Raw genomic sequence first — 26,398 nt, forward strand, 5'->3', positions numbered from 1 at the left:
CAGGATGGGTCAGGCCCCTTTTCGGGCCGCGGTCTTCTTCGCGGTCTTCGCCGCGGGCTTGCTCGCCTTCTTCGCCGCGGCTTTCTTGGCCGGGGCTTTCTTCGCCGCGGTCTTCTTCGCCTGGGTGCCCGATCCGCCGCTGTCCCCGGCGCCGCGGCGTCCGCTCGCCTCCAGACTGCGCTGCAAGGCGGCGACCAGATCGACGACTTCGGCGTCCATCTCGGCGGGCGCGGCCTCCTCGTGGCTGACCACCTTGCCGGTGCCGCTGGCGATGGCCTCGTCGAGCACCTTCTTCAATTCGATCTGGTACTCGTCCTTGAACAGCGTCGGATCGAAATCGTCGGACATGGTCGCGACCAGGGTCTCGGCCATATCGATCTCCTGGGAGCGCGGTTCGGACACGCCGTCGAGGGATTCGAATTCGACCGCGCGGACCTCGTCGGGCCACAGCAGCGTCTGGAGGACCAGCACGCCGTCGCGCACCCGCATCGCCGCGAGCCTGGTCTTCTGTCTGAGGGTGAAATGCACCAGTGCGGTGCGATCGATGCGGTCGAGCGTCGTCGCCAGCAACACGTACGCCTTGGGCGTGGTCGAATCCGGCTCCAGGTAATAACTCTTGTCGAAGAAGATCGGATCGATCTGATCCGACGGCACGAATTGCAGTACCGGAATCTCGTGCTTCTCGGCCACCGGCAATTTCGAGAAATCGTCGTCGGTCAGCACGACTTTGTCGCCTTCGGGAGATTCGTAGGCCTTGTCGATATCGGCGTACTGCACGGATTTACCGCAGATCGTGCAGACCCGGTCGTATTTGATCCGGCCGCCGTCGGCGGCGTGGACCTGGTGAAAACGGATGTCGTGATCCTCGGTGGCGGTATAAACCTTGACGGGGACGTTGACCAGCCCGAATGCAATCGAGCCTTTCCAAATAGCTCGCATGGAGTCCATGATGGCCGACCCCGTGAGAATCCGCGAGCAGAGCCGCCCGCGGTTCGGTCACGGTCGGGTGTGGAATCGCGCAGCCACCTTTATGAAGGAGATTCCACCTACACCGCGATGGTGCCGTAGATGGATCTGAGCCAGATCGCGACCAGGGCTTCGATCCGTTGTTCCACCGTGGGTGGGCCGTCGGCGCTGAATTGTTCGAACGCGCGTTCGTTCAGTTCGACCAGGATGGTGGCGAGGGCGACGCTGTCCGGGCCGTCCGGCGCGTGGCCGTTCGCGCGTTCGGCCTCGATCACGGCGGCGATCGGTTCGACGAAGGAGGCGCGGGTGGTGTTCCAGAGTTCGGCCACCGACTGATTGCGCTGGCGGGCGGTCACCATGGCCTGGAACAGGCGGCGGTGGCCCTCCCACGCCGCGAAGACTCCGCGCAGCGCGTCTTCGAGACGGTCGCGCGGTGAACCGGCGCCGTCGACCAGCAGGTGGGTCGCGTCGAGCACTTCGCGGTACATCTCCGCGCCGAGCGCGGCCACACAGGCCGCTTTGTCCTCGAAGTAGAAATAGAACGCCGACCGGGTGACGCCTGCCGCCGCGGTCAGATCGGCGACGTTGATGTCGTCGAGAACCTGCACCTTCAACTTCTCGTCCAAGGCCCGCAGCAGGGCGAGACGGCGTTGATCGCCGCGTTTGGGGGTACGCCGGTCGAGCAGTCCACCCGCGTCGTCGGTCGCGGCCATCTCAGCTCTCCGACCGTGTCGGTGCGGATTCGTGCGGGAGGTGACGCATGTGTCGAGTGTGCCGTGGTCCCGGCGAGCCGTCGCCACGCACCCCGTCCGATACGGCCGACATATCCGGCTCTCGTCCGAATCTCATTGATTTGTCGCCGATTTCGTTACGGTCTCCGCAATACTCGGGTCAGGAACGCGGCCTGATGCTCGCGCACCGCCTCGTGCAGGCGTTTGCCCGGATACACGTCGAAATGGTCACCCGGGTAGTGCCGGATCTGCGCCCGCGCCTTGACCGCGGTCTTGACGGCGGCCCCGACCGGGACGCAGCGGTCGAAATCGGCGATCTGGAAAAGGGCCGGGCACCGCAGGGCCGGGGCGAAGCGTCGCGGGCGGTGCCCCATGGCCTCGAAGGCGATCGACGCACTCACCTCGTTACGCCAGGTGGGTCCGGCGATCGAGAGGTAATCGTCGTACGTGCCGGGCAGATTCAGCAGCGCGAGCTCGTCCGGGCGCCCGACCGCGGGCAGCATGACCCGGGGTCGGCGGGCGGCGGCGGCGCGTCTGTCCTCGGCGGCGCGCAGCAGCAGGCGCGCGGTCGTCGCGGCGCGGGTGGGCAGTGACGCGGCCGGTTCCGCGGTCGGCGGCGCCGACACGGCGGGGCGATCGGCGGCCAGACCCGACACCAACGGTGTCAGCGCGATGATCGCGGCGATATCGGTGCGTCCCGCCGCGACCTCGAGGACGGTGCCGCCCGACAGCGAGACACCCCAGAGCACCAGCCGTCGCGGATCCACACCCGGGAGGAGCGCGGCGGTCCGCAACGCCGCGCGGTAGTCCTCGATCTGTCCCCGTAGCGAGATGACCTGGCGCGGTTCGCCCGCGCTCGCGCCGAAACCCCGGTAGTCGAACGCGAGGACGTCGAGTCCGGCTTCGGCCAGACGCGCGCCGAAGGAATCCAGTCCGCAGTCCTTGGTTCCGGCGAAACCGTGCGCCATGACGACGGCGGGCCGTCCGGCGTCGGTGGCCAAGTGGTCGTGCGCGGCGGGGAAATGCCAGGCGTCGCAATCCACGCCGTGGGAGTCGAAGGTGAGCGATCGGGGCATGGGGCCGTCTCCGTCGGGCTGATCGCCGGTGGTCCCGGCGGGGCTGGTCGTCGTGGTGGGGCGCGGGTGATTCACGCGCGCGCCCGCTGGGTGATCGCCGCGCCGCCCGCGAGCGCCCGGCGTCGGCCTTCGGGCAGTTCGCTGACCCGCATCTGCCGCTCGTAGGTGAAGAAGTCGACCTGCTGGGTGTGTCGCGGCCGGTCGAGGACGTGTCCGGTGTACATCTGCTCGTCCTCGGTGATGACCTGTTCCATCACCTCGGGTGTCGGCGGGCGGTATTGGCCCGCCGCGTAGGCGGCGATCATGCGCGCCTGGCATTCCACGAAAGGGAACAGCGTCGGCACCGACTGGGCGAAACCCGTGAACGCGAGATCGTCCATGCCCGGCACGAGGATGCGTTTGTACAGGCGGATGCGATTGTCCGGCGCGCTGATCAGATCCGGATCGAAGAACGGGAAGGTGATGTTGTAGCCGGTGGCGTAGACGATCACGTCGATATCGGCGCTGGTGCCGTCGACGAAATGGACCGTTCGGCCGTCGAGCCGCGCCACATCGGGTTTGGGGGTCACATCGCCGCAGCCCAGGCGCAACGGCAGTTCGATCGACTGGGTGCCGTGCGCGTCCATGAACCGGTGCGTCGGCTTCGGCAGACCCCACTGCTCCGGATTACCCGAGATGAATTCGGCGAAGCCGTTCACCATCCAGCGGAACATCCGGCGCGGCATGAAAGGCAGCGCGGCGCCGTATTTGTCGACCGGCCTGCCCGCCATGTACTTCGGCACGATCCACGACCCGGAACGGGTGGACAGGTACACCGTGTTCTCGGTGGCGCGCGAGGACAGTTCGACGGTGATGTCGGCCGAGCTGTTGCCGATCCCGACGACGAGAATGCGCCGACCGTGCAGGTCGAGCGGTTCGCGCGGATCGATGTAGTGGTGCGAATGGATCGTCTCGCCGGTGAAGGCGCCGGGAAAATCCGGGTAGCGCGGATCCCAGTGATGCCCATTGGCGACCACGAGGAAATCGAAATCACGGGCCGTCCCGTCGGCGGTGTGCAGCGTCCACCCGCCCTCGGCGTGATGTTGCGCGCGCACGACGGCGTTGCCGAATTCGATCCGGTCGAGCAATCCGAAGGCCGCCGCGTACTCGTCCAGATAGGCCTTGATCTGCGAGTGGTGTGGGAAGTCCGGATACTCCTGCGGAATCGGGAAGTCCTGGAACGACAGCCGGTATTTCGAGGTGTCGATATGCAGCGACCGGTACGCGCTCGAGTGCCCGTTCGGATTGCGGAACGCCCAGTTGCCGCCGATCCGATCCGACGCTTCGAAACAGGTGTAGGGAATCCCGTAGTCCCCGAGCATCTTCCCCGCCGTGAGCCCGGCGATGCCCGCGCCGATGATCGCGGTGGACGGTGGACTGCCGGTCTCGCTCATGGTGATCCTTCGTGCTGGTCGGGTCGGCGCACTCGCCACCGACTCGTAATCTGACGCGCGTCAAATATAACTGTCGTGCGTGAAATCGGACGAGAATCGCGGATATCGCCGACCACGGCGGGTGGAAACGACAGCGCTTCCGCCATCGCGATCCGGGTCGACCGAGTGCGCGGGGATCGATACGCGGTGGGTGTACATCGAACGGCTCCGCAGGCGCGGTCCGGAAGTATTCGGAATTTCGGGTGCGGGCTCGTCATCCGTGGCGCCGGGCACGTGGCGTCGGCGACCGGTTCTAGCGGCCTTCGTCGACGCGTGCGGGGAGCACGAGCGGGCGGCGCAGACGCGGGGGGACCGCGGTGAACAGCGATCCCATCGCGGCCAGCGTTCCGGACAGGTCGGAACGGCCGGACAGGTAGGCGCGCTGGCGTGCGGTCGGCAGCGTGAAGAAGGCGTCGAAGAATTCCGGCACCTCGTGCGGCGGCATGGCCAGCAGTGCGCGCAGTCCGGCGGCGCGCAGTTCGGCGACCGCGCGGGTGCGCAGCGGGTGGACCGGGGAGTCGGCGGCCACCGCGTCGGCGGCGGCCAGGGCCGCGGCGACGCTGTAACCCGTTGCCGGGTGCGTGAATCCGCCCGCCGCGCCGAATCGGTGACGGCCGTGGTGTCCGCCCTGGACCGGGAAACGGACGCGCTCGACGGTCTCGTCGCCGTCGAGTTCGATTCCCCGCGAACGTAATCGATGAATCAGGCGATCCCTGAGTTCACCGGTGGACAGTGCCGGTCGTCCCGCCAGGCAGGTCTCCTCGAGCAGCATGGTGCCGCCACCGAGCGGTACCGCGTACAGGAATGACGGTGGCGCATCGTCTTTCGTGCCGTTGTCGCGTCGCCAGTCCATGAAGACCGGCTCGATGCCTTCTGTCCGCTCGGGACCGAGGAATACGCCGTAGGCGGTCTGTTCGGCGAGCGCGGGGGAGCGGGCGACGCCGCGGGCATCGATCACCCGGTCCGCGGTGAGCACGGTTCCCGACGCGCAGACCACCGAATCGCGGCCGAGTTCGATCGCCCGGTCCGTCAGTACCGTCGCCGCGTCGATGTCGAGCGATGCGCGCAGCCGCTCCGAATCGAAGACGACGTAGCGCCGGTCCACGTCGTGACGTCGACGTCCCCAGACGACCGGACGCTCGATGCTCGCGGCGACGACAGCGGGATCGAGCCAATCGGGGAGTTCGTCGGCCCACGCCGCGTACGTCGCCGTCCAGTGCCGTGCCGGAACCGGATCGACGACGGTCACCGTGAGCCCGCGCGCCAGGCAGCGCGAGGCGACGGCCCGGCCCGCGGGGCCGAGTCCGCAGACGACGACCCGCTCGCTCACCGCCGCCGCTTGCTGCGTGACATCCACATCGGGTGCTCCGTTCGCATCGGTGCCGCCGTACGTCGAGACCCCCGCGCGCCCCGCCGCGGCCACACGGCCGCCTGCCCGACCATGCCATCTCCGCGCGGCCCGGCCCCGATCGGAGCACGGACGCCTACGGGACCGTCCTCACAGACCGCCCGTCGAGAGCAGCCCACCGTCCACGCGCACCGTCTCACCGGTGATCCACGCGGCCTCGTCGGAGGCGAGGAAGGCGATCAGGCGGGCGACGTCCTCCGGTGAGCCGAGACGTTTCATCGGATACACCGAGGCGGCCTTCTCCTCGTCGGCGGAGTACAGCGCGTCCGCGAATTTGGTCTTGACGACGCCGGGAGCGACGGCGTTGACCCGGATCTTCGGTCCGAGCTGCCAGGCGAGTTCGTCGGTGAGCCGGATGAGCGCGGCCTTGGAGGCGCCGTAGGCGGCGATCACGCCGGTGGAACGGATACCGGCGACGCTGGCGACGTTGACGACCGCGCCGCCGTTGTCGCGCATCCACGCCTTGTACGCCTCCTGGATGTAGCCCAGGGCGGCCACGACGTTCACGTCGAAGATCTTGCGCACCGCGTCCAGATCGGCCTCCATCAGCGACCCGTACACCGGGTTGATGCCGGTGTTGTTGATCAGGATGTCGATCGAACCGAATTCGGCGACCACCCGTGCCACCGCGGCGGCCCTGCTGTCGGCATCGCCGGAGTTGCCCGCGAGCGCCACGATCTCGCCCTTGTGGCCCAGCGCGCGCAATTCGGCGGCCGCGGCCTCGAGCGGTTCCGGTTTGCGCGCGGTGATCAGCACGTTCGCGCCGCGTCGTGCCAGTTCGGCGGCGACCGCCTTGCCGATACCCCGGCTCGCGCCGCTGACCAGTGCGCTTCTACCCAACAGATCGGTGCTCATGTGAGGGCACGTTACCGCAGCGATCTCGGCCTCCGGTCGAGGATGCGGACCGGCAATCTCCTGGAATTCGCGGCCTCGATTCGGCCCGTGGGAACCTCCCGCGAAGAGTTATTGCCGTCACATGAGCATCGCGCGGTGCATGGTGTGGGTTATATGGCGGGTAAAATCGGTGGTTCTTGTGGGTATCGCGTCGCACAATCGAGCAGCAACCGCCCAGCAGCGCCTATTCGCACCATTGTCTATTCGTGAGGAGCCCGTCTGTGATCACCGCGACCGACCTGGAGGTCCGGGCCGGAGTCCGCACCCTGTTGTCGGCACCTGGTCCGGCGTTGCGGGTGCAGGCGGGCGACCGGATCGGCCTCGTCGGACGTAACGGCGCGGGCAAGACGACGACCCTGCGGATCCTCGCGGGCGAGGGCGAACCCTACGCGGGGAAGATTCTGCGCTCCACCGAAATCGGATACCTGCCGCAGGACCCTCGCGAGGGCAACCTGGACGTGCTCGCCCGTGACAGGGTGCTGTCGGCGCGGGGCCTCGACAGTCTCATCCGGGACATGGAGAAGCAGCAGGCGCTGATGGCCGAGGTCGCCGACGAGGCGGAACGCGAGAAGGCGATCCGTAAGTACGGCAGGCTCGAAGAGCGTTTCTCCTCACTCGGCGGCTATGTCGCCGAGAGCGAGGCGGCCAGGATCTGCCACAGCCTCGGTCTGCCGGACCGGGTGCTCGGCCAGGCGCTGCGCACGCTGTCCGGTGGTCAGCGTCGGCGAATCGAATTGGCGCGCATCCTCTTCTCCGCCTCCGACGGCAGTGGCGGCCGCTCCGATCGCATCCTGCTTCTGGACGAGCCGACCAACCACCTCGATGCCGACTCCATCACCTGGCTGCGCGGATTCCTGCAGAGCCACGACGGCGGCGTGATCGTCATCAGCCACGATGTGGAACTGCTCGAGGCGGTCGTGAACAAGGTGTGGTTCCTCGACGCGGTGCGCGGCGAGGCGGACGTCTACAACATGGGCTGGAAGAAATATCTCGACGCCCGTGCCACCGACGAGCAGCGCCGGGTCAGGGAACGCGCCAACGCCGAGAAGAAGGCGAGCGCGCTCAAGTCGCAGGCCGCCAAACTCGGCGCGAAGGCCACGAAAGCCACTGCGGCACAGAACATGGCCAAACGCGCCGACCGACTGCTGGCCGAACTCGACGATGTCAGGGTCGCCGACCGGGTCGCCAGGATCAAGTTCCCGGAACCGGCCCCGTGCGGCAAGACACCGCTGATGGCGGAGAACCTGACCAAACTCTACGGTTCGCTCGAGATCTTCACCGGCGTGAACCTCGCCATCGACCGGGGCAGCCGGGTGGTCATCCTCGGCCTCAACGGCGCGGGTAAGACGACCCTGCTGCGACTGCTCGCGGGCGTCGAGACGCCGACCGCGGGCGGTCTGGTAGCCGGACACGGCTTGAAGGTCGGCTATTTCGCGCAGGAGCACGACACCCTCGACGACACCGCGACGGTGTGGGAGAACATCCGCCATGCGGCGCCGGACGCGGGTGAGCAGGAATTGCGCGGTCTGCTCGGCGCGTTCATGTTCTCCGGTCCGCAACTGGAACAGCCCGCGGGAACCCTGTCCGGCGGTGAGAAGACGCGTCTTGCGCTGGCGGGCCTGGTCTCGTCGGCGGCCAATGTGCTGCTGCTCGACGAGCCGACCAACAACCTCGATCCGATCTCGCGCGAACAGGTGCTCGACGCGCTGCGCACCTACGGCGGCGCGGTGGTGCTGGTGACCCACGATCCGGGCGCGGCGGAGGCTTTGTCGCCGGAGCGGGTCATTCTACTGCCCGACGGCACGGAAGATCATTGGTCGGCTGAATATCTGGAATTGATTCAGCTCGCGTGATTCTCATCACAAGCACCCGTTGATCAGGGCCCGTCGAGTGCTTAGCCTGGAGTGACGCGCTGCTCGGCGACTCGGAGGAAGCCATGAGCGACAGGCCCACACAGAACAAGGCCCCATTGGGAAAGGGCACCCGCGTCACGGGGAAGTCACGTGACCGTCTACAGAACCAGTTGAAGAAGCAATACGAGGCGGGTGCAAGCATCCGCTCGCTGGCACGCGCTACGGGGCGCTCCTACGGATTCATCCACAACGTGCTGGTGGAGTCGCATGTGCAACTCCGCAGCCGCGGTGGTGCCAATCGGCGAAAGAGCCAATAGCCGACGATCGAATGTGACCTTCTGCCGTACCGCCGGTCCGAACCTCGGATCGGTGGTACGGACGGACGGTCATGCGCGCGTCGGCGTATCCGCCACGGGCACAACGGGATAACGTCGTGTCATGAGGGCTTGACCCGAGTCCGGGATCATCGTGCCCGGGGAGGGGTGGAGCGGATCAGTAGCCGGGAACCGCGCCGTCACCGTGCACGAGCAGATTGCTCAGGCTGCGGAACAGCGGTAATCCGGTCTTGATCTCCAGGTAGGCGAACTGGCCCTGCGGGTTGACCTCGAGGAAGTAGTACTCGCCGTCGCGGCCGAGCCGTAGGTCGATCACGCCGAAACTCAGCCCGAGCGCGCCCATCAGTGTGGCGAGAGATTTGCTCACCGAGGCGGGTAGTTGCTCGCGCGCGAATTCGACGGAGGTGTCGAGGCGGGAATCGATGCGCCCGACACCGGCCTGCGAATCGATCCGCACCGTCCACTCCACGCCGTCGACCCACACCACGCGCAGGTCGCAGGTGGCGTCGATGTAATCCTGGAAGGTGGTCGGCGAGGTGCGGATACTCGTGAGCTTCCCGAAGTCCGCGCGATCGATGATCCTGGTCTCCGCGAATTCGGCTCGCCCGGTCCCGGTGCGTTTGTAAACCACTGGGCCGGGACGGGATTCGGCGAAGCTGCGGGCCTCGTCCGGATCATTGGTGATCAATGTCTCGGGAACGGTGAAACCGGCGCGCAGTGCCGTCTCCAGTTGAACGATCTTGCGGCTCGCTGTGCGGTCGGCGCCGGGATCGTTGATCCAGGCGGCGGGAATGGACCACAGCATGCCCTGGCTGAAACCGTCGCATTCGGCTTGGCGGAAGGCGTCGTCGGAGGCCCTGATACCGGTGGGGACCGCGGATGGATGCGGCCGGCGCCACCAGACCGAACGGACGTCGTCGAGTCCGATGAGGTGCGACATCGAGCGCGTCGTGCCGAGCCGGTCCAGCCGGAAGCTCCCGTACTCGCGCGGGAAATCACGCAGGTCGAGATGAATCGGGCTGAGCCCGTGGTGCTCTCGCAGCGTCGCTGCCATCGCGGTGCCGTGTAGATCGTCGGATTCCGAGACAATGAGCACCGAACCTCGCGGGCTTGCCACCATGCGCGGGGCCGCTCAGTCGAGGCTGTCGCAGTTGATGCCGTCGTCGCTGCTGTCGAGCGATTTCGTCTGGCAGTAGGTGTGGGTCGCGCCGCTGCCGGAGGACCCGTCGGTGATCCGCATCCGCTCCGCCCAGGAATCCGTGAGTTGTTGCAGCAGTTCGTCTCCCAGTGCGGGGGACGGTTCCCCCGCGAGGGTCAGCGGCCGCTCGACCAGGTCGATGCGGAGCCTGCGGGTGAAATCGGCGGTGGCGCCGGGCCGGATGTCCACCAGGACCGGCCGCTCGTCGGCGGCGCGATCGTCCACGCCCGCGGAATCGAGCACGCGGAGCACATCGTCGCGACGGAAGGTCCACGTCCCCTCGGCGACGCGGACGGAGATCTCACGTTCCGACTCGGCCACCAGCAGGCCTTGTAGAGCGGGAACGCGGTCACCCGTCGCCGGCGCGCCTCCTGGGAGGTGGATTGCGTCGGTCATGATGTGAACTCCGATCTGCTCGCGATTAGCCATGACCCTCGAGCGTGAACAGGATCATATCGTGCGAGGCCCCGTGACCGACCCGGTTCGGAAGATTTAAACCCCGGTGGCAAACAGATTAACGGGGGCCGGATAGGCTTGCACCGAAAGATTTTCGGTGGGTGTTCACCCGGTCTTTCGCTAACACGCAGCTATTTCATTGTGGGATTTGTCTTCCCGTGTTGCCGGGCGGTGGCGGTGCCGCGCGGTCCGAACGATCGGGGTCCGTTCGGTCAGAGTCCGAGGAGTTCGGGTCGCTCCGCGAGGACGCGCAGTCGCGCTCCCGGATCGGCCACGAGTTTGCGCGCGGTGAGATCGAGTATGCCGCCGATCACCGAGATCTCCGCCGCGACGGTGTCGTCGAGTTTGCGGATCTCCTGCCGGATGCGGAAGGTCTTGCCGCCGGACCACTCGAAAGCGCAGTCGATGGTGACTTCGTCGCCGCCGCGCAGTTCGCGCTTGTACTTGATGGTCGTCTCCAGCACGACGGGGCCGATGCCGTCGGCGATCAACTTCTCCTGTGCCACCCCGGCGGCGCGCAGGAGTCCCCAGCGCGCGTGCTCACCGTATTGCAGGTACACGGCCTGATTCAGGTGCCCCTGGGTGTCGAGTTCGTATCCGCGCACCATCACCTGGGTAGAGAAGCTCATGGCCCAGGCAACTCCGGCCGGACGCGGGAATGTTCCCGTGCGCCGGGATAGGTATGTCACATCCGGTTCAGCGACGCTGGGCGGAGCGTCGCGCCCACCAGTCGGGCGCGTCGACGAAGTGATTGTCGAATTCGTCCTGGGCCGCCGCCAGATCTGTCAGGGTCGCCTCGCCCCTGCCGATGCGATCGAGCAGGCGGAAGTAGTCGAAACGTTCCACGCCCGGCATGAGGGCGATCAGGACGCGGGCCCCGCTGTCCGGCGTCGCGCCGAACGCGTGCGGCATCCGTTTCGGCACCACGACGGAACCGCCCGCCGCGACGGTGACGATCCGGTCGCCCGCGAGCAGTTGCAGTTCGCCGTCGGCGACGTAGAACAGTTCGTCGGAGCGCGTGTGATAGTGCGGAGCCGCGCCGTCCGCGCCGATCGCGAGGGTGATCTCGACGGTGCTGACCGAGCCCTCGGTCGCGTCCGCGTCGATGAGTAATCGAATCCGTGCCTGCTCGGTGCCGAGCATCTCGGCCTCGTGGGGGTGCCGGACGGCGATGTCGCGGTGTTCGGCGGCGGTGCTCATGGTCGCTCCTGTGGTTCTCGGTCGATAGTTCTTCGGCATATAGTTCGTTACCGAATGATTCGCTGACGAACTATATCCCGGCAAATAGAATGCTGTCCATGGTTGCCAAGGATTCGGGTGCGACGCGGTCCGACCAGGTCGACGCCATCACCGCGCAGTGGCGTCGCGAGCGGCCCGATCTCGATCTGGAGGCGATGGCGATCGTCGGTCGACTCGGCAGGTTGATGCTGGTCGCGCAACGCCGGATCGAATCGGTGTTCAGCGCGCACGGCCTGCAGCGCGGCGAATTCGATGTGCTTGCCGCCCTGCGCCGTTCGGGTGATCCGTTCGAGCTGAACCCCTCGGTTCTCGCCGACACCCTGATGCTGTCGCGAGCGGGGATGACCGGACGGCTGGACCGACTCGAATCCGCCGGACTGGTGCGACGCGTGGCGGACGCCGCCGACCGACGCGCGATCCGCGTCGTCCTCACCGACGCGGGACGCGCACTCGTCGACACCGTGGTCACCGATCACGTCGCGAACGAGACCGCGATGCTGTCCGTGCTCGAAGAGCCCGACCGCCGCGAACTGGACCGCATCGTGCGAGTACTGCTGGACCGCCTCGACCCCGGTTCACCGGTCTGACCGCCGCGCCGATATCGACCTCGAGGGAACCGTGACCGGCTCTGCCGCGTCAGACCTGATGAGGACAGAGCTGAAAGGTACGAACTATGGGTTCGCGATTCGAATCGGACGAGCTGCGGGCTCGCACCGCCGGGTTACAGAGACAGGTCGACGGCATGCTGTCGACCTACGAACAGCAGTTACGCGATATCGCCGCCGCGAAGTCGACCTTGGCGACGGCATCGTCGCAGGGCTGGTCCGACGACAGTCTGGTCCGAGTCACCGTCAACGGCGCCGGAATCCCGGTCGACGTGTGGGTCGACGCCGCGGTGCTCAAACGATCCACCCCGGAGCGCCTGGCGGTCTCTTTCCTGCAGGCTGCCCAGTCGGCCGCACGGTCGGCCAAGGCCGATATCGACACCCTGCTGGCCCCCGTGCGCGAGGCGGCGGCGGAATTCGGTCCGCCGGAGCAGGTCTACGAGCGATTGCCGTTCGTCGGGGCGCTCGACGACATCCTCCCGCCACCGCCGGAACCGGCCGCACCCGCGCCGCAATGGCAGGATCCGGGGCCGCTGGACGGCGAGGACGAAGGTCCGCACTGGAAGGGACTGGGGGCGAACCGCAATGGCTGGTGACGATTTCCGCATCGATACCGATCAGGTCGGCGCGCAGGCGGCGAAATTCGGCGAACTCGCCGATGAACTGACCACCGGGCTGACCGACCTGGTCGCGGGGCTGTCCGCGATCGGAGATGCCTGGGGCGAGGACGAATTCGGCGCACGGTTCGCGGCGAACTATGTCGACAAGGCGAACGACGCCCTGACGACTATCGCCACGGCGGTGTCGACAAGGCGAACGACGCCCTGACGACTATCGCCACGGCGGTGCAGATGTTCCAATTCCTCGAGAAGGGCACCGAGGTCACGGCGAATACGTTCGGCGCTCTCGACGCCGATTTCAAGAGTGTCCTCACCACGATCACCTCCCAGCTCGACCGGACGGCGTGATGGGTCTCGAGATTCCCGACGAACTCGAACCCGTTGCCGCGCTGGTCGTCTACAAGTGGCCCGAGACCGACGAGACCGGGCTGCGCGGCGCCGCCGATACCTGGGATCAGATGGCCGATCTGCTGGATCAGGTGAACGATCTGGGCAGCGACGTGGTGAAGGTGGTCCTGGCCAACACCCAGGGCGACACGCACGACGCCATCGAGAACTTCTGGAGCAAAGCGGGCGGCGACAGCGGGATGCTGGGCGAACTGTCCGAGTTCTGTCGCGAGTTGGCCTTCGTGCTGCGCGTCATGGCCGCGTTGGTCCTGGCGGTGAAACTGTTCATCATCGCGATGCTGGTGTATCTGGCGGTGCAGTTGGCGGCGGCCGCCGCCGCGGCGGTGCCGTCGCTGGGAACCAGCACCGCGGTCGGTGCGGCGGCCCAGGTGAGTACGCGCGTGGCGGTGACGACGGCGCTGCGCCAACTGATCCAGGACATCACCACCAAGACGATCGTGCTCGGCGCCGTCAAGGGGCTCGGTGTCTCCTCCGCGATCGAAGTGGGGTTTCAGTCGCTGGAGATAAAACTCGGTGTACGCGAGGGCTACGACTGGACCCAGGTCGGTTCTGTCGCGGCGCACGGCGCGATCAAGGGCGCTGTCGCGGACCCGGTGAAACAAATTCTGAAGAACGCCGGAGTCCAGCTTCCGGGCGACAGCATGATCGGCGGCGGCCAAGTCGGTCCTTCCGCGCTCATCAGCAAGATGATCGGCAAGAAGGTGGCCGATGCCGCGTGGGGTGAGGAGCCGGGCATCGCCGGACGCACCACCGAAGTGGCCACCACGGTGATCCGTCAGGAGATCGTGGACGCCCTGGCCGAATCCTCGACGCTGAATCAGGGCTCCAGTCTCGATCTCCCGCAGCAGAATTAGCCGGACCTCGGTGCGGGGTCACTCCCGGCGGCGCACCGAGGCTTCCACGAGATCCAATACCGCGGAAAGGTTTTCGTTGGTGTGTCCCGACGCGATGCGGGCGATCAGACCGTCGAGCACGAGGTCGAGATAGCCGAGCAGGACGTCGGTGGGCACGTCGTCACGCAGCGCGCCCGCGGCCTTGCGGCGTTCCAGACGGGCCAGGGTCGCCGTGGTGAGTTCGGCGGAGCGCTGGGTCCAGCCCGCGCGGAATTCGGGATCGGTGCGCAGCCGCCGCGCGATCTCCAAACGTGTTCCGAGCCAATTGAACTGCTCGGGATGGGTGAGCATATCGCGCATGACCTGCACGATGCCCTGATTGGCCGCGACGTCGGCCATCCGTTCGGCGTCCTCCTGGGCGAGGGCGAGGAACAGGGCGTCCTTGTCGCGGAAATGGTGGAAGATCGCGCCGCGAGAGAGGCCGATCGCTTCTTCCAGGCGGCGCACGGTGGCGCCTTCGTAACCGAATTCGGCGAAGCAGGCCCGCGCCCCGTCGAGAATCTGGCTTCGCCGGGCGGCGAGATGATCTTCACTGACCTTGGGCATGCGGACTCCTCGAGGCAATGTGCGAGAGTCCGCGCACCGCGAAACCGCGGTGCGCGGACCCTCCGTACAACGACCGTGCAGTCGAGCGCCGCGAGCTAGCCGCGAATCATGTTGCGCAGCACGAACTGCAGGATGCCGCCGTTGCGGTAGTAGTCGGCCTCGCCGGGGGTGTCGATGCGGACCACGGCGTCGAAGGTGATCTTGTCACCGTTCTCCTTGGTTGCCGTGACCTTCAGGGTCTTCGGGGTGACACCCTCGTTCAGCGCGGTGATCCCCTCGATGTCGAAGGTCTCGGTGCCGTCCAGCTTCAGCGACGCGGCCGACTCACCGGCCGGGAACTGCAGCGGGACAACGCCCATGCCGATGAGGTTCGAGCGGTGGATGCGCTCGAAGGATTCGGTGATGACGGCCTTGACACCGAGCAGGCTGGTGCCCTTGGCCGCCCAGTCGCGCGAGGAACCCGAGCCGTATTCCTTGCCGCCGAGCACGACCAGCGGGATACCCGCGGCCTGGTAGTTCTGCGAGGCGTCGTAGATGAACGACTGCGGGCCGCCCTCCTGGGTGAAGTCGCGGGTGTAACCGCCCGAGACGTCGTCGAGGAGCTGGTTGCGCAGGCGGATGTTGGCGAAGGTGCCGCGGATCATCACCTCGTGATTACCGCGACGCGAGCCGAGGGAGTTGTAGTCCTTGCGCTCCACGCCGTGCGAATCCAGGTACTGCGCGGCCGGGGTACCCGGCTTGATCGGACCGGCCGGGCTGATGTGGTCGGTGGTGACCGAGTCGCCGAGCAGCGCGAGCACGCGGGCGCCCTTGATATCGGTGACCGGGGCCGGATCCATCTGCATGCCGTCGAAGTACGGGGGCTTGCGCACGTAAGTGGAGTTCGGATCCCACGCGAAGGTGTCGCCCTCGGGGGTTTCCAGGTTCTGCCAGCGCTGGTCGCCGTCGAAGACGGTGGCGTAGGACTTGGTGAACATGTCCCGGCTGATCGCCGACTTGATGGTGTCGTCGATCTCCTGCGACGACGGCCAGATGTCCTTCAGGAACACGTCGTTGCCGTCGGTGTCCTTGCCGAGGGCGTCGGCCTCGAAGTCGAAGTCCATGCTGCCCGCGAGCGCGTACGCGATGACCAGCGGCGGCGAGGCCAGGTAGTTCATCTTGACGTCGGGGGAGATACGGCCTTCGAAGTTGCGGTTGCCCGAGAGCACCGCGGTGACCGAGAGGTCGTTGTCGTTGATCGCCTTGGAGATCTCCTCCGGCAGCGGGCCGGTGTTACCGATGCAGGTGGTGCAGCCGTAACCGCCGACGAAGAAGCCCAGCTTCTCCAGGTAGGGCCACAGGCCCGCCTTCTCGTAGTAGTCCGAGACGACCTGCGAGCCCGGCGCCATATTGGTCTTGACCCACGGCTTGGAGGACAGGCCCTTCTCGACCGCGTTGCGAGCCAGCAGGGCCGCGCCGATCATGACCGACGGGTTGGAGGTGTTGGTGCAGGAGGTGATGCCCGCGACCACGACGGCGCCGTGATCGAGGACGAAGTCACCGCGCTCCGGATCCGACACCTTGATCGGCTTGGACGGGCGGCCCACATTGCCGTTGGCCGCGGACGGGAGTACCGCGTCGTCGTCGGCGAAGGACAGCACCGCGGGATCGGAAGCCGGGAAGGACTCCTCGATGGCTTCGTCGAGGTGCGTGTGCGGGGTGCTGGCGGCGGGGCCGGATTCCGCGTCGTTCGTGTAGTTGTGGATGTCCTTGCGGAACGCGGTCTTGCTGTCCGACAGCAGGATCCGGTCCTGCGGACGCTTCGGGCCAGCGATGGACGGCACCACGGTGCTCAGGTCCAGCTCCAGGTACTCCGAGTACGCGGGCTCCTTGTCGGCGTCGTGCCACAGGCCCTGCTCCTTGGCGTACGCCTCGACGAGCGCGAGCTGCTCGTCGCTGCGGCCGGTGAGGCGCAGGTAGTTGATGGTCTCGCCGTCGATCGGGAAGATCGCCGCGGTGGAGCCGAATTCGGGGCTCATATTGCCGAGGGTGGCGCGGTTCGCGAGCGGAACCTCGGCGACGCCCTTGCCGTAGAACTCGACGAATTTGCCGACCACGCCGTGCTTGCGCAGCATGTCGGTGACGGTGAGCACCACGTCGGTGGCGGTGACGCCCGGCTTGATCTCACCGGTCAGCTTGAAGCCGACCACGCGCGGGATCAGCATGGAGACCGGCTGGCCGAGCATCGCGGCCTCGGCCTCGATGCCGCCGACGCCCCAGCCCAGCACGCCGAGGCCGTTGACCATGGTGGTGTGCGAGTCGGTGCCGACACAGGTATCGGGGTAGGCCTGTCCGTTGCGGACCATGACCGTGGGGGCCAGGTATTCGATGTTGACCTGGTGCACGATGCCGACGCCGGGCGGGACGACCTTGAAGTCGTCGAAGGCGCCCTGGCCCCAGCGCAGGAACTGGTAGCGCTCGCCGTTGCGCTGGTACTCGAGGTCGACGTTCTGCTCGAGCGCGTCCGCGCGGCCGAAGACGTCGAGGATGACCGAGTGGTCGATGACCATGTCGGCGGGGGAGAGCGGGTTGACCTTGTTCGGGTCGCCGCCGAGGGTGGTGACGGCCTCACGCATGGTGGCGAGGTCGACGACACAGGGCACGCCGGTGAAGTCCTGCATGATGACTCGGGCCGGGGTGAACTGGATCTCGGTGTCGGGCTGGGCGTTCGGATCCCAGTTCGCGATCGCGCGGATGTGGTCTGCGGTGATGTTCGCGCCGTCCTCGGTGCGAAGGAGGTTCTCCGCGAGGATCTTGAGCGCGTAGGGGAGTTTTTCGGTGCCTGGCACGGCCGAGAGGCGGAAGATCTCGTAGGAGTTGCTTCCGACCTCGAGGGTGCCCTTGGCGCCGAAAGTATCGATACTTGTCGTCACGTCAGCTCCACTCGTCTGTGAGAGTCGGCCACCGGCGGGGCTGTGCCGATGACTGGTTGTTCGAGGGCGTCCTTGGAGGGGCTCCTGCGCCCGTCGGGCGTCGGTTCCTCGCGCCGTAACTCTAACAGTACGCTTGTCCTATGAAACACGCGGGGGCCGCTCTGTGCGGCATGGTCGACGCCCGCTCGGCTCTGTCGCGTACTGTGCTCGAGAGCCAGCGTGGTCGGACCCCGGTCCGGCGGCGCGCTCCCGGGGCGGTCGCACGCCGCCCGCGTCGGACGGGAGCGGTGCTCAGCCCGCAGTGTTAAACGCCCATCGCATCGCACGCCGATGTGGCTCGACAGACCGGATGGAAGATGGCCCCCTCGCATACCTCGGTTTTCACCCCCATGGCCGCGAAACTGCCGCCCGAGATCACCGAAAGCGGCCTGACGGCGATTCTGGCCGATGTCGAGGACAATCGCGTCGCCACGCCGGTCGGTAAAGGGCAGTCCGGGCTCGAGACAGTCGTCGCCGACGCGCAATCCCATGGGATCCCGCTGAGCATCGTGGTGATTCCCGGCAATCCAGGCCACGACTCCAATCTACGGGACCTGGCCACCGAGGTCGGAAAACAGCAGCACGGCACCGTCGTCGTCCTCAGTGACGACTGGGTGGGCACCTACAGCGACTCGATCAGCCGGGTGACGCTGGAATGGGCCGAGGACGCGGCCAAGAGCAAACAGGGTAATTCGGTCGAGGCCGCGCGCATCTTCGTCGGACGCCTCGAGGAGCCGGAATCGGTGTCGTGGACCGCGATCACGCTCGTGCTGCTCGCGATCACCGTGCTCGCCACCGGCGGGCTCTACTGGGTGAAGGCTCGGCGCGCTCGGGAAGAACTCACCCCCGCCGTCGCCGCCGGGCGTCCCGGGGACGCCGACAGGTAAGCGGTATCTGCCGCTCCCTCTTTACATAACGGTCGGTTCGTTTCGACCCGTGAATTCCTCTAGCGCATCCGGCTAATTCCGGGCAATCCGTAAATTACGCGCCTGTGATTTTGTTGCTGGAGTTCTTTTGGTGATGAATGTGTCGTACGGTTCGAATGATCGCCGATGGGGAACATGTGTTGACAAGGGCTTCTAGCTGACCACTGGGTTGGATGTGGCGACAGGGGCTCGTGTGGCTATGCCGGATTCGGGTCCTTGGAGGTGCGATGCGCAGTTTCGGCAACGGCAATCAACGCTCGTCTTCGATCGCCCTGGGTTTGCTGGTAGCGATGACCGTCCTCGTCACGGCGAGCCCGGCGGTCGGAGTCCCTCCCGCCCCGCCGAATCCGAGCGACAGCGAGATCTCCGCCGCCGACGCTCAGGTCGACGCGAGGGTCGGCGAGGTCGGCGGGCTGATCAACCAGGTCGCGGTCGTCGAACAGCAATTGCGGCAACTCGACGACGCGGTGGCGGCCGCACGCGAACAGGTCAACAAGATGCTCGTCGACCTACAGACCGCCCGTGACGTTGTCGACGCCGCCGTCGAGGCCGTCGACGTCTCCGGCCGCGAACTCGACCAGGCGGGTACCAGGGTCGAGCGGGCCAGACGGGAATTCGACGAATTCGCCACCCAGGCCTACACCAGGCCGACCTCCGGCTCGATGGTCACCTATCTGTCCGCGCACAGTCCGGGCAGCGCCATCGACCGATCGCAGATCCTCGGCCTCGTCGCCAAGGACCAGCGGCAGGTGCTGGACGGGCTGCGCCGGGCCCAGATCGAGCAGGGCAACAGGAATTCCGATGCGCGCGAGGCGAAAGCGGCCGCCGACGCCGCCGAGGCCGAAGCCGAACAGCGCAAGATCGACGCCGAGAACGCGGTCGCCGCGGCCACGGCGCGGCTGGCCGAACAGAACGCGCAACGCGAGGGACTACTACAGCAGCGCGCGGCAGCGCAGAGCAGGCTGGACGCCGCGCGCACGAACGTCGACGGCCTGCAGAACCAGCGCGAGGCATACCTGGCCTGGGACCAGCGGCGCCAGGCCGAGCAGACCGCCATCCTGGCCGCGGCGAGTGCCGCCGCCGCCCGGGCCGCCGCCGATCGCGCCGCTCGCGATCGCGCCGCCGAACTCGGCACCGGCAGACGCCCGCACACCGACCTGGAGAGTTCGACCCCGCCGCGCAAGGCCACCACCCCGCGCCCGTCACGACCATCGCTGGGCGGAACCGCGGCGGTCGAGAGCGTGGTGGACCGGGCGATGTCGCAGCTCGGCGTCGTCTACGCCTGGGGCGGCGGTGACGAGGACGGACCGACGCTGGGCATCCGCGACGGCGGTGTCGCCGACAGTCACGGCGATTTCCAGAAGGTCGGCTTCGACTGCTCGGGTCTGATGATCTACGCCTTCGCCGGGATCGGCGTCTCGCTTCCGCACTACAGCGGCTACCAGTACAACGCGGGCACCCGGGTGCCGATCTCCGACCGGGAACGCGGCGACATGCTGTTCTGGGGTCCGAACGGCAGTCAGCACGTCGCGCTGTATCTGGGCGACGGCACCATGGTCGAGGCGCCGGAATCCGGCGATGTGGTGAAGGTTTCCCCGGTCCGCGAAGGCGGCATCATGCCTTTCGCGGTACGTATTCCCGGCTGACGTTTGCCTCGTGGATCCGCGCCGAATCCCGCGCGCGACAGCCTGGGAGAACTCCGTGCGTACCCTGCGAACAGACCATGAATTCGGCTGTTAGCGGAGCCGGTTGCGGCATGTGCGGCAATTACCTGGAATAGTTGGGTCAGCACGCACAGGACCAAGGCGAAAGCGGGGATGTTGGTGACTTCGACGGATGGTGTGAGCGGGGCGAACCTGGCGAAGGATGCGCCGGAGCCCGCGTCCACGCTGGAGCGAGACGTCCAGATTCTCGAGAAAGCGATCTACGAGGTCAAGCGCGTCATCGTCGGCCAGGATCGCCTGGTCGAGCGGCTGCTCGTCGGTGTCCTCGCCCGCGGTCACGTCCTGCTCGAGGGTGTGCCGGGTATCGCCAAAACCCTTGCGGTCGAGACGTTCGCGAAGGTGGTGGGCGGTTCTTTCTCGCGTGTCCAGTTCACCCCCGACCTGGTGCCGACCGACCTCATCGGTACCCGTATCTACCGCCAGGGCCGCGAGCAGTTCGATACCGAACTCGGACCGGTGGTGGCGAACTTCGTCCTCGCCGACGAGATCAACCGCGCGCCCGCCAAGGTGCAGTCGGCGTTGCTCGAGGTGATGGCCGAGCGGCACGTGTCGATCGGCGGCAAGACCTACCCGATGCCCGATCCGTTCCTCGTCATGGCGACGCAGAACCCGATCGAGAGCGAGGGCGTGTACCCGCTGCCCGAGGCGCAGCGCGACCGCTTCCTGTTCAAGGTCGTCGTCGACTACCCGTCGGTGGAGGAAGAGCGCGAGATCATCTACCGGATGGGTGTCACCCCGCCGGAGGCCAAGGCGATCCTCGAACCGACCGAACTGATCCGCTTGCAGAAGGTCGCCGCCAACACCTTCGTGCACCACGCGCTGGTCGACTACGTGGTCCGGGTGATCGCGGCGACGCGCAAGCCGCTCGACTTCGGCATGCCCGACGTCGCGAACTGGATCTCCTACGGCGCTTCGCCGCGCGCCAGCCTCGGCATCATCGCCGCGGCCCGCGCCGTCGCCCTGATCCGCGGCCGCGACTACGTGGTGCCGCAGGACGTCGTCGAGGTGATTCCGGACGTACTCCGCCATCGTCTGGTGCTGTCCTACGACGCGCTGGCCGACGAGGTGTCCCCGGAGGACGTCATCAAGCGGGTGCTCCAGACCGTCGGCCTGCCGCAGGTCGCCCCGCAGGCCGTCGCCCCGAATTCCGCCCCGGCCGCGCCCGCGGTGCCCGCAGGGCCTGCCGCCCCGCAATCGCAGATCCCGCAGCCGCCCACCCCGCCGCAGGCGACACCCCAGCCGCACGTCGGCCAGATGGCACCGGCCGCCGGCAACAACCAGCCCAAGTGACGGCCGCACCGGATCCCGCTGCCCGAGCGCCGATGTCCGCACACGTACCGCCCTCGTTCCGTTCGGGTGAACTGACCGATCCCCGGCTCACCGCGGCGCTGAAGACGCTCGAACTGACCGTGCGCCGACGTCTCGACGGCGTCCTGCACGGCGACCACCTCGGCCTGATCCCCGGCCCCGGTTCGGAGCCGGGTGAGGCGCGCGCCTACCAGCCCGGCGACGATGTGCGGCAGATGGACTGGTCGGTCACCGCCCGCACCACCCACCCGCACGTGCGGCAGATGATCGCCGACCGCGAACTCGAGACCTGGATGGTCGTCGACCTGTCGGCCAGTCTGGATTTCGGCACCGCCAACTGCCAGAAACGTGATCTCGCCATCGCGGCGGCGGCCGCGATCACCCATCTGACCAGCGGCGGCGGCAACCGGATCGGCGCCGTGGTCGCCACCGGCGAACAACTCGTCCGTATTCCGGCCCGCAGCGGCCGGGTGCACGCGCAATCACTGCTGCGCAGTATCGCGACCACCCCGCACGCCCGCGACGGGGTGCGCGGCGACCTGCGCACCGGGATCGAATCGCTGCGCCGCCCGCAGCGCAAACGCGGTCTCGCGGTGATCATCAGCGATTTCCTCGGCGATATCGATTGGCAGCGTTCGCTGCGCGCGATCTCGGCACGTCACGACCTGCTGGCCGTGGAGGTGCTCGACCCCCGCGATCTGGCACTGCCCGATATGGGTGACGTGGTGCTGCACGACCCGGAGACCGGTCGGACCCGCGAATTCAGCGTGACGCCGACGCTGCGCGCGGATTTCGCCGCCGCCGCGCAACGTCATCGGCAGCAGGTCGAGCAGGCGCTGCGCAGCTGCGGCGCCCCGGTGATGACCCTGCAGACCGATCGGGACTGGATCACCGACGTGGTCCGGTTCGTCTCCACCCGGCGTCACAGTTTCGGCGCCCCGAGCGGACAGGCCCCGCGCCAGTGAGTATTTCGCATTTCACCGCGCTGATCTGGCTCGCCTTCCTCATCGTCGTCGGACTCATCGCGCTCGGTTACGTGCTGGTGCAGCGCAGCAGGCACAAGCACATGCTGCGGTTCAGCAATATGGAGATGCTGGAGAAGGTCGCCCCGTCGCGGCCGAGTCCGATGCGGCACGTGCCGGTGGCGCTGATGCTGGTCGGCCTGGTGTTCCTGACCATCGCGGCGGCGGGCCCGACCGCGGTGCAGAAGGTGCCGCGCAACCGCGCGACCGTCGTGCTCGTCATGGACGTCTCGCTGTCCATGGAGGCCACCGACGTGCCACCGAGCAGGCTGCAGGTCGCCCAGGAAGCCGGTAAGGAATTCGTCGACGGTCTGACCCCCGGCATCAACCTCGGATTCGTCACCTTCGCGGGCACGGCGTCGGTGATGGTGTCGCCGACGACCAACCGCGAGGCCGTCAAGGCCGCCATCGACAACATCAAACTCGCCGAACGCACCGCGACCGGTGAAGGCATTCTGACCGCGCTCAATTCGATCGATACCCTGGCCAGCGTGCTCGGCGGCGCGGAGACACCGCCGCCGGCCCGGGTGGTGCTGATGTCGGACGGTAAGCAGACCGTGCCCGACGACAAGGACACCGAGAATCCGAGACACGGTTTCACCGCGGCGCGCCTGGCCAAGCAGAAGGGCATCCCGGTCTCGACGATCTCCTTCGGCACCGAATGGGGTTCGGTCGAGATTCCCGACCAGGACGGTCAGGGCGCGCAGCGGGTGAAGGTGCCCGTCGACAACGATTCGCTCCAGGAGATCGCGAAACTGTCCGGCGGCGAGTTCTACACCGCGTCCAGTCTCGAGGAACTCACCGCGGTCTACGACACCTTGGAAGAGCAGATCGGCTACGAGACGACCAGGGGCGACGCCTCCAGACCGTGGCTGCTGCTCGGCATGCTGCTCGTCGCCGCCGGTGTGGTGACCGGATTGCTCTATCGTCAACGCCTGCCCTAGCTCGACGACTGCCCCGGCTCCGCCGCGTAGTGGCATCTCACAGGGTGTGGTGCCCGGGCGTCGCCATGCGAACCCGAACAGATAGGTTGTGCTCATGTCCAACATCACATCCCGGTCGGTCCTGGTGACCGGCGGAAATCGCGGTATCGGACTCGCGGTCGCCCAGCGTCTGCTGGCCGATGGTCACAAGGTCGCCGTCACACATCGCGGTTCCGGAGCGCCCGAAGGCATGCTCGGCGTCAAATGCGATGTGACCGACACCGAATCGATCGATCAGGCGTTCACCGAGATCGAGCAGAAGCAGGGCGCGGTCGAGGTACTCGTCGCCAACGCGGGTATCACCGACAACACGCTGCTCATGCGGATGAGCGAGGAACAGTTCGAGCGCGTCATCGACGCGAACCTCACCGGCGCCTTCCGCTGTGCCAAGCGCGCCAACCGGGCCATGCTGCGCGCGAAATTCGGCCGGATCATCTTCCTCGGCTCGGTGGTCGGCCTCAAGGGCGGACCGGGTCAGGTCAACTACGCCGCCTCCAAGGCGGGCCTGGTCGGTATGGCGCGTTCGATCACCATGGAGATCGGCTCGCGCAACATCACCGCCAACGTCGTCGCCCCCGGTTTCATCGATACCGATATGACGCGCAACGACGTCACCGACGAAATGCGCGAGGTAGTCCTCAAATACGGCATCCCGGCCCAGCGCATGGGCCAGCCCGAGGAAGTCGCGTCCGCGGTCAGCTTCCTGGCCTCCGACGACGCCGCCTACATCAGCGGCGCGGTCATCCCGGTCGACGGCGGTCTCGGCATGGGCCACTGACGCCCCTGTCCTTTCCCGACCCGACACACCTGACACAGGAGAACCACACACTCATGGGCGGACTGCTCGAGGGCAAGACCATCCTGATCACCGGCATCATCACCGATGCCTCGATCGCGTTCCACGCCGCCGCGGTGGCGCAGGAACAGGGCGCGCGCGTCATCATCACCGGTTTCGACCGGCTCCGGCTGATCGACCGGATCGCGCAGCGGCTGCCCAAGGAGGTGCCGCCCGCCATCGAACTCGACGCCACCAACGAGGAGCACCTGAGCACCCTCGCCGATCGGATCCGCGCCGTCGCGCCCGAGGGCATCGACGGCGTGCTGCATTCCATCGCGTTCGCCCCGCGCACCCTGATGGGCCCCGACGCGAAACCGTTCCTCGAGGGACCGGGCCCCGACGCGGCCAAGGCGTTCGAGATCTCGGCGTGGAGTTACGCCTCGCTGGCCCGCGCCGTGCTCCCCGTGATGAACGAGGGCGGCTCCATCGTCGGCATGGACTTCGATCCGCGCACGTCGATGCCGTACTACAACTGGATGGGTGTGGCCAAGGCCGCGCTCGAGTCGGTGAACCGTTACGTCGCGCGAGAGGTGGGCGCGGCCAAGCGGATTCGCTCCAACCTGGTCGCCGCAGGCCCGATCAAGACGCTGGCCGCCAAGGCCATCGCGGGCACCGCCACCGACGACGCGGCGAAGATGAACCAGCTCAACACCTACTGGGACGGCGCTTCGCCGATCGGCTGGGACGTCGACGACCCGACCGTCGTCGCCAAATCCATCTGCGCGCTGCTGTCGGACTGGCTGCCGGGAACCACCGGCTCCATCATCTACGTCGACGGCGGCGCCAGCCACAACACGTGGCTGCCGGAGGATATGCCGACCGCCTGATGGACTACCAGGCCCTGCTCGTCCTCTCCTTCGGCGGCCCCGAACGCGCCGAGGACGTCATGCCGTTCCTGGAGAACGTCACCAGGGGGCGTGGAGTGCCGCGCGAACGACTCGAAGAGGTCGCGCGGCACTACCTGCATTTCGGCGGGGTGTCGCCGATCAACCGGCTCAATCGCGACATCATCGCCGCGATCGAGACCGAACTGGACGGCGCGGGTTCGCGATTGCCGGTGTATTTCGGCAATCGGAACTGGCATCCCATGGTCGAGGACACCGTCGCGCGGATGGCCGCCGACGGTGTCACCTCGGCGCTGGTCTTCCCGACTTCCGCGTGGGGCGGCTATTCGGGCTGCCGACAATACGACGAGGATATCGCCAGGGCGCGCGCGGCTTTCGGCGCCGATGCGCCGCATCTGGTGAAATTGCGCCAGTATTTCGACCATCCGCTGTTCGTCGACGCCTTCGCCGACGCCATCCGCGCGGCGGTGCTCGAGATCCCGGCCGAGCGGCGTGATCGCGCGCGCCTGGTCTTCACCGCGCATTCGATTCCGGTGTCGGCCGATCTCGCCGCGGGCCCGCCCGACGACGGCGGCAGGCTCTACAGTCGCCAGGTGGCCGAGGCCGCCCGATTGTGCGCGGCGGCAACCGGATTCGCCGACTTCGATCTGGTATGGCAGTCGCGTTCCGGTCCGCCGCAGGTCCCGTGGCTCGATCCCGATATCGTCGACCACCTCGAGAATCTGTCCGGCAAGGGCGTCGACGCCGTCGTGGTGTGCCCGGTCGGTTTCGTCTCCGACCACCTCGAGGTGATCTGGGATCTGGACAACGAGGCGAAGGTGCGCGCCGCCGAATTGGGCATGGCCTTCGCCAGGGCGGCCACGCCGGGCACCGATCCGCGTTTCGCCCGTATGGTCGTCGAACTGATCGGCGAGCGGGTGTCCGGCGGGCAGGTGCGCCGGATGGGCGCGGTCCCCGGATACGGCGGCACCGCGGACGGGGAGTCGTGCGCGATCGGCTGCTGTGCGGTGACCAGGCCCGCGCGGCCGTCGGGAACCGGCGGGGCAGGCGGGTAGCCGGTCGAGGTCCCGGCGACGCGCGCGGTTTGGTACCCTCCGGCCC

27 protein-coding genes are annotated in these 26,398 nt (G+C 67.3%); 15 read left to right on the top strand and 12 right to left on the bottom strand.

The window, feature by feature from the left end:
• Positions 1-9: 9 nt before the first annotated feature.
• From ku to DAT37_RS23485, 6 genes are all read right to left on the bottom strand, one after another.
• Positions 10-939, bottom strand: coding sequence for a non-homologous end joining protein Ku (ku, locus tag DAT37_RS23455; RefSeq protein ID WP_109527357.1), 930 nt, complete (start codon positions 937-939; stop codon positions 10-12).
• A gap of 107 nt (positions 940-1,046) precedes the next feature.
• Positions 1,047-1,679 carry a TetR/AcrR family transcriptional regulator gene (locus DAT37_RS23460; RefSeq protein ID WP_109526969.1) on the bottom strand — a complete coding sequence of 211 codons (633 nt, stop codon included), beginning with the start codon at positions 1,677-1,679 and terminating at the stop codon, positions 1,047-1,049.
• A 155-nt stretch (positions 1,680-1,834) separates the two neighbouring features.
• On the bottom strand, positions 1,835-2,773 hold the full coding sequence (locus DAT37_RS23465; RefSeq protein ID WP_109527358.1) for an alpha/beta hydrolase: 939 nt from the start codon (positions 2,771-2,773) through the stop codon (positions 1,835-1,837).
• A gap of 71 nt (positions 2,774-2,844) precedes the next feature.
• The gene (locus DAT37_RS23470) at positions 2,845-4,206 is read right to left on the bottom strand and encodes a flavin-containing monooxygenase (protein WP_109526970.1); all 1,362 of its coding nucleotides are present in this window, start codon (positions 4,204-4,206) and stop codon (positions 2,845-2,847) included.
• A gap of 292 nt (positions 4,207-4,498) precedes the next feature.
• Positions 4,499-5,602: a lycopene cyclase family protein gene (locus DAT37_RS23480; RefSeq protein WP_232839942.1), complete on the bottom strand. Its 1,104-nt coding sequence runs from the start codon at positions 5,600-5,602 to the stop codon at positions 4,499-4,501.
• Between the two features lie 141 nt (positions 5,603-5,743).
• Positions 5,744-6,508 carry an SDR family oxidoreductase gene (locus DAT37_RS23485; protein WP_109526972.1) on the bottom strand — a complete coding sequence of 255 codons (765 nt, stop codon included), beginning with the start codon at positions 6,506-6,508 and terminating at the stop codon, positions 5,744-5,746.
• A gap of 260 nt (positions 6,509-6,768) precedes the next feature.
• Here DAT37_RS23485 and DAT37_RS23490 point away from each other — a divergent pair, with 260 nt between their 5' ends.
• Positions 6,769-8,400 (top strand): ABC-F family ATP-binding cassette domain-containing protein, encoded by a 1,632-nt coding sequence (locus tag DAT37_RS23490; protein ID WP_109526973.1) that lies wholly within the window; start codon positions 6,769-6,771, stop codon positions 8,398-8,400.
• An 83-nt stretch (positions 8,401-8,483) separates the two neighbouring features.
• Positions 8,484-8,717, top strand: coding sequence for a helix-turn-helix domain-containing protein (locus tag DAT37_RS45650; RefSeq protein WP_109526974.1), 234 nt, complete (start codon positions 8,484-8,486; stop codon positions 8,715-8,717).
• A 175-nt stretch (positions 8,718-8,892) separates the two neighbouring features.
• On the opposite strand, the gene DAT37_RS23500 is transcribed toward DAT37_RS45650, so the two are convergent.
• From DAT37_RS23500 to DAT37_RS23515, 4 genes are all read right to left on the bottom strand, one after another.
• Positions 8,893-9,831: a hypothetical protein gene (locus tag DAT37_RS23500; RefSeq protein ID WP_232839943.1), complete on the bottom strand. Its 939-nt coding sequence runs from the start codon at positions 9,829-9,831 to the stop codon at positions 8,893-8,895.
• Positions 9,832-9,867: 36 nt separating this feature from the next.
• Positions 9,868-10,329, bottom strand: a complete 462-nt coding sequence (locus DAT37_RS23505) for a hypothetical protein (protein ID WP_109526976.1) — start codon at positions 10,327-10,329, stop codon at positions 9,868-9,870.
• 272 nt (positions 10,330-10,601) lie between these two features.
• Positions 10,602-11,018, bottom strand: a complete 417-nt coding sequence (locus DAT37_RS23510; RefSeq protein WP_109526977.1) for an acyl-CoA thioesterase — start codon at positions 11,016-11,018, stop codon at positions 10,602-10,604.
• Between the two features lie 67 nt (positions 11,019-11,085).
• Positions 11,086-11,532 (bottom strand): cupin domain-containing protein, encoded by a 447-nt coding sequence (locus DAT37_RS23515; RefSeq protein WP_198654418.1) that lies wholly within the window; start codon positions 11,530-11,532, stop codon positions 11,086-11,088.
• 155 nt (positions 11,533-11,687) lie between these two features.
• Between DAT37_RS23515 and DAT37_RS23520 the strand changes: the two genes are divergently transcribed.
• The 5 genes from DAT37_RS23520 (at position 11,688) to DAT37_RS23535 (ending at position 14,115) form a co-directional block, all read left to right on the top strand.
• Positions 11,688-12,215 carry a MarR family winged helix-turn-helix transcriptional regulator gene (locus DAT37_RS23520; RefSeq protein ID WP_109527360.1) on the top strand — a complete coding sequence of 176 codons (528 nt, stop codon included), beginning with the start codon at positions 11,688-11,690 and terminating at the stop codon, positions 12,213-12,215.
• A gap of 86 nt (positions 12,216-12,301) precedes the next feature.
• Complete coding sequence (locus DAT37_RS23525) at positions 12,302-12,829, top strand: YbaB/EbfC family nucleoid-associated protein (RefSeq protein WP_109526979.1); 528 nt, start codon at positions 12,302-12,304, stop codon at positions 12,827-12,829.
• Entirely contained in the window at positions 12,819-13,061 is a 243-nt protein-coding gene (locus DAT37_RS23530) for a hypothetical protein (RefSeq protein WP_109526980.1), read from the top strand. Before DAT37_RS23525 ends, DAT37_RS23530 begins: the two co-directional genes overlap by 11 nt.
• A 17-nt stretch (positions 13,062-13,078) precedes the next feature.
• Positions 13,079-13,201 (top strand): hypothetical protein, encoded by a 123-nt coding sequence (locus DAT37_RS46095; protein ID WP_269814797.1) that lies wholly within the window; start codon positions 13,079-13,081, stop codon positions 13,199-13,201.
• Complete coding sequence (locus tag DAT37_RS23535; RefSeq protein ID WP_109526981.1) at positions 13,201-14,115, top strand: WXG100-like domain-containing protein; 915 nt, start codon at positions 13,201-13,203, stop codon at positions 14,113-14,115. The genes DAT37_RS46095 and DAT37_RS23535 overlap by 1 nt, the downstream gene beginning before the upstream one ends.
• Positions 14,116-14,133: 18 nt before the next feature.
• Here DAT37_RS23535 and DAT37_RS23540 read toward each other — a convergent pair whose 3' ends face one another.
• Positions 14,134-14,700: a TetR/AcrR family transcriptional regulator gene (locus tag DAT37_RS23540; RefSeq protein ID WP_109526982.1), complete on the bottom strand. Its 567-nt coding sequence runs from the start codon at positions 14,698-14,700 to the stop codon at positions 14,134-14,136.
• 95 nt (positions 14,701-14,795) lie between these two features.
• Positions 14,796-17,612: an aconitate hydratase gene (locus tag DAT37_RS23545; RefSeq protein ID WP_109526983.1), complete on the bottom strand. Its 2,817-nt coding sequence runs from the start codon at positions 17,610-17,612 to the stop codon at positions 14,796-14,798.
• 356 nt (positions 17,613-17,968) lie between these two features.
• Here DAT37_RS23545 and DAT37_RS23550 point away from each other — a divergent pair, with 356 nt between their 5' ends.
• The 8 genes from DAT37_RS23550 (at position 17,969) to DAT37_RS23585 (ending at position 26,352) form a co-directional block, all read left to right on the top strand.
• Complete coding sequence (locus DAT37_RS23550; RefSeq protein ID WP_109526984.1) at positions 17,969-18,538, top strand: Rv1476 family membrane protein; 570 nt, start codon at positions 17,969-17,971, stop codon at positions 18,536-18,538.
• Positions 18,539-18,804: 266 nt separating this feature from the next.
• Positions 18,805-20,223: an NlpC/P60 family protein gene (locus tag DAT37_RS23555; RefSeq protein ID WP_109526985.1), complete on the top strand. Its 1,419-nt coding sequence runs from the start codon at positions 18,805-18,807 to the stop codon at positions 20,221-20,223.
• Between the two features lie 171 nt (positions 20,224-20,394).
• A complete protein-coding gene (locus DAT37_RS23560) occupies positions 20,395-21,591 on the top strand; it encodes an AAA family ATPase (RefSeq protein WP_109526986.1) in 1,197 nt (398 codons plus the stop codon).
• Positions 21,592-21,623: 32 nt separating this feature from the next.
• Complete coding sequence (locus DAT37_RS23565; RefSeq protein ID WP_109526987.1) at positions 21,624-22,574, top strand: DUF58 domain-containing protein; 951 nt, start codon at positions 21,624-21,626, stop codon at positions 22,572-22,574.
• Positions 22,571-23,575, top strand: a complete 1,005-nt coding sequence (locus DAT37_RS23570; protein ID WP_109526988.1) for a VWA domain-containing protein — start codon at positions 22,571-22,573, stop codon at positions 23,573-23,575. The genes DAT37_RS23565 and DAT37_RS23570 overlap by 4 nt, the downstream gene beginning before the upstream one ends.
• Positions 23,576-23,669: 94 nt before the next feature.
• On the top strand, positions 23,670-24,392 hold the full coding sequence (gene fabG1 / locus DAT37_RS23575; protein WP_109526989.1) for a 3-oxoacyl-ACP reductase FabG1: 723 nt from the start codon (positions 23,670-23,672) through the stop codon (positions 24,390-24,392).
• Positions 24,393-24,445: 53 nt separating this feature from the next.
• Entirely contained in the window at positions 24,446-25,279 is an 834-nt protein-coding gene (gene inhA, locus DAT37_RS23580) for an NADH-dependent enoyl-ACP reductase InhA (protein ID WP_109526990.1), read from the top strand.
• Positions 25,279-26,352, top strand: a complete 1,074-nt coding sequence (locus tag DAT37_RS23585; protein ID WP_109527361.1) for a ferrochelatase — start codon at positions 25,279-25,281, stop codon at positions 26,350-26,352. Before inhA ends, DAT37_RS23585 begins: the two co-directional genes overlap by 1 nt.
• The last annotated feature ends 46 nt before the right edge of the window (positions 26,353-26,398 follow it).

The organism is Nocardia aurea (assembly GCF_003123685.1).
Taxonomy (GTDB): Bacteria; Actinomycetota; Actinomycetes; order Mycobacteriales; family Mycobacteriaceae; genus Nocardia; species Nocardia aurea.

Coding starts and splice junctions, on each gene's coding strand:
- ku (WP_109527357.1), bottom strand. CDS start 939: ATGCGAGCTATTTGGAAAGGCTCGATTGCATTCGGGCTGGTCAACGTC.
- DAT37_RS23460 (WP_109526969.1), bottom strand. CDS start 1,679: ATGGCCGCGACCGACGACGCGGGTGGACTGCTCGACCGGCGTACCCCC.
- DAT37_RS23465 (WP_109527358.1), bottom strand. CDS start 2,773: ATGCCCCGATCGCTCACCTTCGACTCCCACGGCGTGGATTGCGACGCC.
- DAT37_RS23470 (WP_109526970.1), bottom strand. CDS start 4,206: ATGAGCGAGACCGGCAGTCCACCGTCCACCGCGATCATCGGCGCGGGC.
- DAT37_RS23485 (WP_109526972.1), bottom strand. CDS start 6,508: ATGAGCACCGATCTGTTGGGTAGAAGCGCACTGGTCAGCGGCGCGAGC.
- DAT37_RS45650 (WP_109526974.1), top strand. CDS start 8,484: ATGAGCGACAGGCCCACACAGAACAAGGCCCCATTGGGAAAGGGCACC.
- DAT37_RS23505 (WP_109526976.1), bottom strand. CDS start 10,329: ATGACCGACGCAATCCACCTCCCAGGAGGCGCGCCGGCGACGGGTGAC.
- DAT37_RS23510 (WP_109526977.1), bottom strand. CDS start 11,018: ATGAGCTTCTCTACCCAGGTGATGGTGCGCGGATACGAACTCGACACC.
- DAT37_RS23515 (WP_198654418.1), bottom strand. CDS start 11,532: ATGCTCGGCACCGAGCAGGCACGGATTCGATTACTCATCGACGCGGAC.
- DAT37_RS23520 (WP_109527360.1), top strand. CDS start 11,688: ATGGTTGCCAAGGATTCGGGTGCGACGCGGTCCGACCAGGTCGACGCC.
- DAT37_RS23525 (WP_109526979.1), top strand. CDS start 12,302: ATGGGTTCGCGATTCGAATCGGACGAGCTGCGGGCTCGCACCGCCGGG.
- DAT37_RS23530 (WP_109526980.1), top strand. CDS start 12,819: ATGGCTGGTGACGATTTCCGCATCGATACCGATCAGGTCGGCGCGCAG.
- DAT37_RS23535 (WP_109526981.1), top strand. CDS start 13,201: ATGGGTCTCGAGATTCCCGACGAACTCGAACCCGTTGCCGCGCTGGTC.
- DAT37_RS23540 (WP_109526982.1), bottom strand. CDS start 14,700: ATGCCCAAGGTCAGTGAAGATCATCTCGCCGCCCGGCGAAGCCAGATT.
- DAT37_RS23550 (WP_109526984.1), top strand. CDS start 17,969: ATGGCCCCCTCGCATACCTCGGTTTTCACCCCCATGGCCGCGAAACTG.
- DAT37_RS23555 (WP_109526985.1), top strand. CDS start 18,805: ATGCGCAGTTTCGGCAACGGCAATCAACGCTCGTCTTCGATCGCCCTG.
- DAT37_RS23560 (WP_109526986.1), top strand. CDS start 20,395: ATGTTGGTGACTTCGACGGATGGTGTGAGCGGGGCGAACCTGGCGAAG.
- DAT37_RS23565 (WP_109526987.1), top strand. CDS start 21,624: ATGTCCGCACACGTACCGCCCTCGTTCCGTTCGGGTGAACTGACCGAT.
- fabG1 (WP_109526989.1), top strand. CDS start 23,670: ATGTCCAACATCACATCCCGGTCGGTCCTGGTGACCGGCGGAAATCGC.
- inhA (WP_109526990.1), top strand. CDS start 24,446: ATGGGCGGACTGCTCGAGGGCAAGACCATCCTGATCACCGGCATCATC.
- DAT37_RS23585 (WP_109527361.1), top strand. CDS start 25,279: ATGGACTACCAGGCCCTGCTCGTCCTCTCCTTCGGCGGCCCCGAACGC.